General features: G+C 53.0%; 10 protein-coding genes. 4 read left to right on the forward strand and 6 right to left on the reverse strand.

Annotation, left to right across the window (positions count from 1 at the left end; translation table 11 throughout):
• Positions 1-14 precede the first annotated feature (14 nt).
• Genes WC359_09070 through WC359_09085 form a run of 4 tightly spaced genes read left to right on the forward strand, consistent with a single transcriptional unit; the run spans position 15 to position 1793 of the window.
• Positions 15-716, forward strand: a complete 702-nt coding sequence (locus tag WC359_09070) for a 3-oxoacid CoA-transferase subunit A (protein MFA5400577.1) — start codon at positions 15-17, stop codon at positions 714-716.
• Positions 717-741: 25 nt separating this feature from the next.
• Positions 742-1440 carry a 3-oxoacid CoA-transferase subunit B gene (locus tag WC359_09075; protein ID MFA5400578.1) on the forward strand — a complete coding sequence of 233 codons (699 nt, stop codon included), beginning with the start codon at positions 742-744 and terminating at the stop codon, positions 1438-1440.
• 58 nt (positions 1441-1498) lie between these two features.
• Positions 1499-1618 (forward strand): desulfoferrodoxin, encoded by a 120-nt coding sequence (locus tag WC359_09080; GenBank protein ID MFA5400579.1) that lies wholly within the window; start codon positions 1499-1501, stop codon positions 1616-1618.
• A 31-nt stretch (positions 1619-1649) separates the two neighbouring features.
• Positions 1650-1793, forward strand: a complete 144-nt coding sequence (locus tag WC359_09085; protein ID MFA5400580.1) for a hypothetical protein — start codon at positions 1650-1652, stop codon at positions 1791-1793.
• Between the two features lie 84 nt (positions 1794-1877).
• On the opposite strand, the gene WC359_09090 is transcribed toward WC359_09085, so the two are convergent.
• The 6 genes from WC359_09090 to WC359_09115 form a co-directional block, all read right to left on the reverse strand.
• Positions 1878-2597 carry a cysteine hydrolase gene (locus WC359_09090; protein MFA5400581.1) on the reverse strand — a complete coding sequence of 240 codons (720 nt, stop codon included), beginning with the start codon at positions 2595-2597 and terminating at the stop codon, positions 1878-1880.
• Positions 2598-2661: 64 nt separating this feature from the next.
• Positions 2662-2907, reverse strand: a complete 246-nt coding sequence (locus WC359_09095) for a MoaD/ThiS family protein (protein MFA5400582.1) — start codon at positions 2905-2907, stop codon at positions 2662-2664.
• Between the two features lie 35 nt (positions 2908-2942).
• On the reverse strand, positions 2943-3350 hold the full coding sequence (locus tag WC359_09100; protein MFA5400583.1) for a hypothetical protein: 408 nt from the start codon (positions 3348-3350) through the stop codon (positions 2943-2945).
• A 14-nt stretch (positions 3351-3364) separates the two neighbouring features.
• On the reverse strand, positions 3365-5821 hold the full coding sequence (locus WC359_09105; protein MFA5400584.1) for a xanthine dehydrogenase family protein molybdopterin-binding subunit: 2457 nt from the start codon (positions 5819-5821) through the stop codon (positions 3365-3367).
• Between the two features lie 117 nt (positions 5822-5938).
• Positions 5939-6268 (reverse strand): hypothetical protein, encoded by a 330-nt coding sequence (locus WC359_09110; protein MFA5400585.1) that lies wholly within the window; start codon positions 6266-6268, stop codon positions 5939-5941.
• Between the two features lie 123 nt (positions 6269-6391).
• On the reverse strand, positions 6392-6597 hold a 206-nt coding region (locus tag WC359_09115; protein ID MFA5400586.1), incomplete at its 5' end, for a molybdopterin dehydrogenase.

Below are 6597 nucleotides of genomic sequence, written 5' to 3' on the forward strand. Positions count from 1 at the left end.
GGAGGCTTGCTGACATGGACAAGACTTATGCCTCACCGGAAGAGGCGATTGCGGACATCCCGGATGGCGCGGTCATAGCTTTCGGCAGTTTCTTTACCGCCGGAAAACCCACCGCACTGACCCGGGCGCTGGCTAAAAAAGGTGTAAAAAACCTGACCGTGGTTGTGCAGCAGGTGGGAACCGGCAATGAAGAGATGCTGGAGCTGGTCACCAACGGCCAGATAAAAAAGGCCATCTGCAATTATCCTTTCCCGCGCTCGGCCACCAAGGGCGCCCAGCACCCATTCGAGCAGGCGGTGCGCAGCGGCAAGATTGAGCTCGAAATATACCCCATCGGCACCTTTGTCGAGAAGCTGCGCTGCGCCGGCGCCGGCATCCCGGGTTTTTACACGCCTACCGGTGTCGGTACGGTGGTGGCGGAAGGAAAAGAAGTAAAGGTCTTCAACGGGGCTGAATATCTGCTGGAACTGGCGCTGCCGGTGGATTTCGCCTTTGTGCATGCCTGGAAAGGCGACCGTGAGGGTAACCTCATCTACCGCTTCACCGCACAGAATTACAATAACGCCATGGCCATGGCCGGGAAAGTGACCATTGCAGAGGTGGAGAAGCTTTTCGATGTTGGGGAACTCGATCCGAATATTATCCACACACCCGGAATATTTGTGAAGCGGGTGATTGAGATAGGCAGGCCGGACTTTAGCTCGGCTTCAGTATAAGATTCTAAATATCCGGAGTTTAATAATGAGCAAGATGAGTAAAGTTGTCGTACCGGAGATGCCTCCGCTGGAGCGCGAGATGATCGCCCTGCGCATTGCCAATATGCTGGAGGACGGTTCGTACGTAAATTTAGGTATAGGCATACCTACGCTGGTCTCCAACTGGATAGAAGGCCGCGATATCATCATTCAGTCCGAGATCGGAATGCTGAAATGCGGTCCGCTGGCGGATGAGGGGGAACAGGATCAGGACCGTATCAACGCCAGCTGCCAGTTTGTGCATGAGATGCCGGGGAGCTGCTATTTTAATGTTGAGACGTCGTTTGCCATGATCCGCGGCGGACGCATGGATGCGGCGGTGCTGGGTGCTCTTCAGGTGTCGGCCAAAGGCGATCTGGCCGGATGGAACAACCCGGCCCGCGGCCTGGGCAAGACCGGCAACATCGGCGGCTCGATGGATCTCGCGGTGGGCGCCGCTAAACTGATCGTGGCTATGGAGCATTTCACGCCGGGCGGCGAGCCTAAAATACTGGAAGTCTGCAATTACCCGCTGACAGCCAAAGAGTGCGTGGATGTGATCGTCACCAACTATGCGCTGATAGAGGTTACGCCCAAAGGATTGGTGCTTAAAGAGACGATACCCGGCATCACGCCTGAGGATGTGCAGAAGATGACGGCGGCAAAATTGATAGTGGCGGATGATTTCCACGAGATGGAGCTGTAGCTCTGTTTTGCATCAAGGCTGAATTGAGACTAAAATAATAGTCCGGAGGGATTTTACAATGGCCAATCAAATCGGCAAGAAATACATCTGCGGCAAGTGCGGCTCCGAGTTCATCGTCACCAAGGGCGGCAACGGGCAGGTAACCTGTTGCGGTCAGCCCATGGAACAGAAGAAGTAAAAAGTATTTAAACCCTTACAGGAGAGATAACATGGCAAACCAGCTTGGCAAGAGATTCAAGTGCGAAGTCTGCGGGACCGAGGTCCTTTGCACCAAGGCCGGGGAAGGCACAATCAGCTGCGACGGAAAAGAGATGGAGCTGCAGAAGCCCAAGGCGCTGCCGTCCTCAGACTAATTCGAAAAACTAAAATAAAAAATTACAGCAACGGCTGAGTTTCAGGCTTTTTATCATATTATAGTCTGGTATTGGGAATTCTCATTACAGGCTGTTTATTAAGCTGATAACTTCGCTTGTATCTACTACGGGCGCCATCATCAATCCCATCCTCTGGCATGCCATATCGGCAGCCTCCATGCTGCCCGCGGCCGACGCATCCTTGACAAGTACGGACAGGTAGCCGCGGTCCCATGCGGTGCGTATCGTAGACTCAACACACTGGTCAAGTACACATCCGCAGACAATGATTGTTTTTATCCCCATGTGAGTTAGATAAGTCTGCAGGTTAGTCCCTTCGAAAGCGCCGAGCGCCTGCTTATGTATGACTATGTCTTTAGGCGCCATGTCGGCCTTAAGCTCATCGATAATTTCCATATCCCAGGTGCCGTCAAGCATCAGGGTCGGCACGGCGGTGCGCAGATAACTGATAAGTGCTTCGAAACAAGTCCCCGGGAAAAGGTCCTTACCTTCTGCCAGGAACGCCTGACGTATCCAGAATACCGGTATTTCTTTTTTACGGCAGGCGGCCACGATATTTTTGATATTCTGCACCACACCCAGGTCTTCTGCCACTTTCCATGTTCCCAGGACATTCATGTTGCCGTCTTTATGCAGCACTTCATTCTGAGCATCCGAAACAATAAATGCCGTAGTCTCTTTATTAACGAATCTTTTCCATTCGATCAGGTCATAGAACGATTTACCCGACAGCAGGTCGCCTATCAACTGATCGAAAGTCGTTTTATACTCTTTTTTGGCCATTTTTTCCTCCCTTCAATGAATAATATCCATATAAGTTTCTGACATAAATTTTCGATCTGTGGTTTCAACCGCCGCCGAGCATCAGGAACAGCTTCACCGAATCGTTTTCCTTTAAAATGGTGATGTTCCATGCGGGCTCGCCGTTCACGTGGACAAGCAGAGATTCCCTGCGCTCTTTGGGCGCCTCCAGCAACGTGATCAGGTCACGTACGTTGCACCTGTCGGGCACCTCTATTTGTGAATCGTTTTTAAATTTCTCGGCGTTGATCGATTTGCCGGTTAACCTGTCATATTGGAGGTTGATCTTCATTAAGATATCTCCTGCAGTTTATTCCAGATACAAAATCACCGCTTCATCTTGCCCAGTGAGACCAGCAGCAATACAGCGAAGAGGTTCAAAAAGCCCGGGTCGCCTGCCAGTCTCAAATTCCAGTTGTTCATGGCGTCCTGCAACCCAGTCTCTCCGCCGAAAGCCATCGTTTTAAATGCCGTTGAGGGGTCCTTCCAGACCAGGGCCATATTGTAGTCCGTAAGCACCTTATCCGATGAAAATTTCCCGTTCTTAAAAATTAAGCGCCTGCCTATTTTTCCGTCTTCGGTCATGATCACGAAGACCAGGTTTCGAATGGCCATCATCTCTTTAATAGCCTTATTATTTTTGGCAGCTCTTCCCATGGAAAAACTGATGATTGAGAGCAATATTGAGAACAGCAATTCACCCATACCTCCGGCTTGCATTATCTCTTCACTCAAGTTCCGCTGCCTCCTCAGATTTTCCCCAGGGCTTTCAGCACCTTATCAGGAGTGATGGGGAAGTCTTCGATCCAGACCCCGATGGCGTTGTAGACTGCTGGCGCCATCAAGCCGGGTATAACGGTTCCGATGTCCTCGCCGATTCCTGTTGATCCATATGGTCCATAGCCCATGCCGGTCTCCACCAGTATTGTCGATATAGGGCCTGTATCAAGCGTGGTGGCTATTTTATAGTCGAGCAAATTACCGTTGAGCATCACGCCGGTCACCGGATCGTGTATTATTTCTTCGAATTTGGCCCTGCCCACTCCCATGACCGTGCCGCCGTACTGCTGCCCCTCGCAACTCATTGGATTTATGGCCCTGCCCACGTCGTTGACGTTGACCACCCTGGTGACGGTGATCTCACCGGTCTCGGTATCTACCTCGATCTCCATGAAGTGGGCCTGGCGGCAGAACCGCGACCTGGGACTGAGGGGGCTGTAGCCGCCCTCCTGAGCGTGGTATCCGACCGCATACAGGGGTTCAGTAAACGCGGTCCTCGCCCCGAGTATCTCTGTTGCTGTTATCGGTCCGGTGGGTCCACCGTGCTTAACATATTCAGAGATGGGCATTCGCCGGGAAGGATCGGACTTCATGAAAATCACGCTGTTTTTTATATCCAGCTCTTCAGTCCTGGTATCGGGGAAGGCGGGAGCAAAGCTGCCGCGCTGGGAGGGCGCCGTCGGGCTGGTGACAGCCTCCAGTATCTTCTGTTTTAGTATCCTGGCCGTATGGCGCACCGCCCAGGCGTTGGCTGACAGGTTGGTGGAGGAGCCCGGAGTCATTCTGACAAAGCCTGGATCGTGATGTGAGTTGTAGTTGACGTCCTGCAGACGGAAACCGAGCTCGTCCGCCGCTACGCGGCAGTATGTATTCTCTGCTTCCACGCCGTGGTCTACGCCCAGCGATTGCAGGGTGGCTGTTCCGTCTCCCCGCTCTATGCGTATGGCGAACTCTCCGCCGCCCAGCGAGTCCGCCCATTCCTGCCCCCAGGTGAACCCGACGCCGTGCATTCTACCGTTCGATAGTCTGCGCGCGCCCGGTTGATGCCAGGACTGGTCCCAATTGAATTCCGCTGTGCCCTTCTCGATGCACTCCCTCAGGCTATCGCGATTCTCAAAACCGCGTTCCATTTTTTCATCAACAAGCGAGGCCATTTCGCGGCCGTCGCAGCCGTCGTTTTTCAGCGCCACTTCAACGGGATCCATACCCAGCGCGGCCGCGACGCGGTCCATTACCATCGTCACGGTCAGGCAGGTGGGCAGCATCTCGCAGCGCACGGGGACCGTGGGCCCCTTATTGATCCAGACCGATTTGGTTTGGCTTCTCACATTGGCTACTTTAGTGTTTTCGCTGAAATGCGCTCCGGCGTGGAAAACCGGCCAGATGGCGTTGACGAGGTAGGCCGTAGCATCGACCGCGGTGATCGTGCCGTCGTTCTTGAATCCCACTTTGATTAAATATGTACCTTCGTCCATGGAGCCGCCGTAGAAATCCTCGCGTCGGTTGAATACATACTTGACGGGCCTTTTGGTCCTCCTGGATACAAGGCCTGCGCAGTACATGCCGCCCAGGCTCCAGTCGACGCAGGACCAGCCGCCGAAGCTCGCGCCCTGGTACGGCATATGGACCTGGATGGTGTTCAAAGGTATGCCACCGTACCAGGTCGATATCTGGCGTTTGGGAAGGTGCCCGCGCTGATTTTTCAACCATACCTCCGGATAGTCGCCGTTCCATTTAAAAACTCCGCAGGGCCTCTCGGGGCCGATCCAGGTATGGGCTGCGCGTGTAAGCTTGAACTCGATAACCCTGTCCGCCTCGGCGAAACCCTTTGACGTATCCCCTTTTGAAATGGTATCGAAGAAACCGCGGTTCCAGTGGTTACCGTCGATATAGCGCTCGGGAAAACTGAGAGGCGCCGACGGGTCGCTGGCCGCCACCGGATCCAGATTGAAGGGCCGTTCCTCCCAGTCGACCTCTATTAGTGAGAGCGCCTCCTCAGCGATGGCCTCTGTCTCAGCCGCCACCGCAGCGCCTATCAACTCTCCCTCAAAGTGGGCTACGCCAGACAGCGGCCTGTCGTTACCGAAAGAACCTGCGATGTTACCGAGGTTTGCTGATTCGGGGATCTCCGGGTCGTCATAGCGCAGCACATATCTCACGCCCGGCAGCTTCTCAGCCTTGCCGGTATCCATTCTTAGTATCTTCGCGTGCGGGTAGGGCGACATGAGAAAACGCATATGCAGCATGCCCGGCAACTGTATATCCATGCAGTAATCTGCCGCTCCCATTGCCTTGGGAGGGCCGTCTATTCTGCGCGGGCCTCTTTCTCCAACATATTTGTACTCTTTGAGCGGATATTTGTCCGACTTGAGGTTGTCGAACATCTCAATCATTCGTTCTGTCTGTATCTCTGATTCTTTTTTCACCTGATCTCCTCCATCGTTTTAACTAATGAGTTGAGATGCCGGCACAGAAACCTAAATTGGTTGCTACAGCCGCCGCTTATCAAGAGAAGGTAGTTTTTGCAGAGTCGTTTTTTACTATTATCTTTTCATTATTCCCATTGAGACTCCGATCATTACTTGGAAGAAGGTGGCGATGTCGACATTTCCTACAAGCTTCAGGTTCCAGTTATTGATCGCTTCCGGTATCCCCGTCGCCCCGCCCAGAGCCAGCGTTTTAAATCCGACATCCGCGTTTTTAAACACGAAGGCCAGGTCATAGTCTGTGAGCACTTTGTCGGACCAGTATTTGCCGTTTCGGAAGTGGAAACGCCGGCCGATCTTCCCATCCCTGGTCATCATTACGTATGCGCAGTTGCGTACCTTAATCAGGTCCTTCATAGACTTGTTGTTTTTCGCAGTTATACTCATTGCAATATTCATGATTGAGAGCAGCATCGAGAACAGCAATTCACTAACACCTCCGGCTTACATTCACGTGAAACGACATCCGGGATAGAGCTTTAATTAACTTATCAGAGATATAAAAGGTCATCATCCCGCGCAGGCCAGCAGCGTTCTTTTAACCAGCGTCCTGGCAACCGCCACCATGTATTTATTATGTTCGAGCGGCTTGGCTGCGGATACAGCGGCCTGGCCCGCTTCTTCAGCCAGCGCTTCATCTATTTTCTTGCCGATAACCACCTGCTCCGCCTGGACCGCCCTGTAGGGTATGACGTGAACGGCGTTGAGGCAGATCC

Source organism: Dehalococcoidia bacterium (genome assembly GCA_041653995.1).
Taxonomy (GTDB): Bacteria; Chloroflexota; Dehalococcoidia; order GIF9; family UBA5629; genus CAIMUM01.

Coding starts and splice junctions, on each gene's coding strand:
- WC359_09090 (MFA5400581.1), bottom strand. CDS start 2,597: ATGGCCAAAAAAGAGTATAAAACGACTTTCGATCAGTTGATAGGCGAC.
- WC359_09110 (MFA5400585.1), bottom strand. CDS start 6,268: ATGAGTATAACTGCGAAAAACAACAAGTCTATGAAGGACCTGATTAAG.
- WC359_09095 (MFA5400582.1), bottom strand. CDS start 2,907: ATGAAGATCAACCTCCAATATGACAGGTTAACCGGCAAATCGATCAAC.
- WC359_09080 (MFA5400579.1), top strand. CDS start 1,499: ATGGCCAATCAAATCGGCAAGAAATACATCTGCGGCAAGTGCGGCTCC.
- WC359_09075 (MFA5400578.1), top strand. CDS start 742: ATGAGCAAGATGAGTAAAGTTGTCGTACCGGAGATGCCTCCGCTGGAG.
- WC359_09070 (MFA5400577.1), top strand. CDS start 15: ATGGACAAGACTTATGCCTCACCGGAAGAGGCGATTGCGGACATCCCG.
- WC359_09085 (MFA5400580.1), top strand. CDS start 1,650: ATGGCAAACCAGCTTGGCAAGAGATTCAAGTGCGAAGTCTGCGGGACC.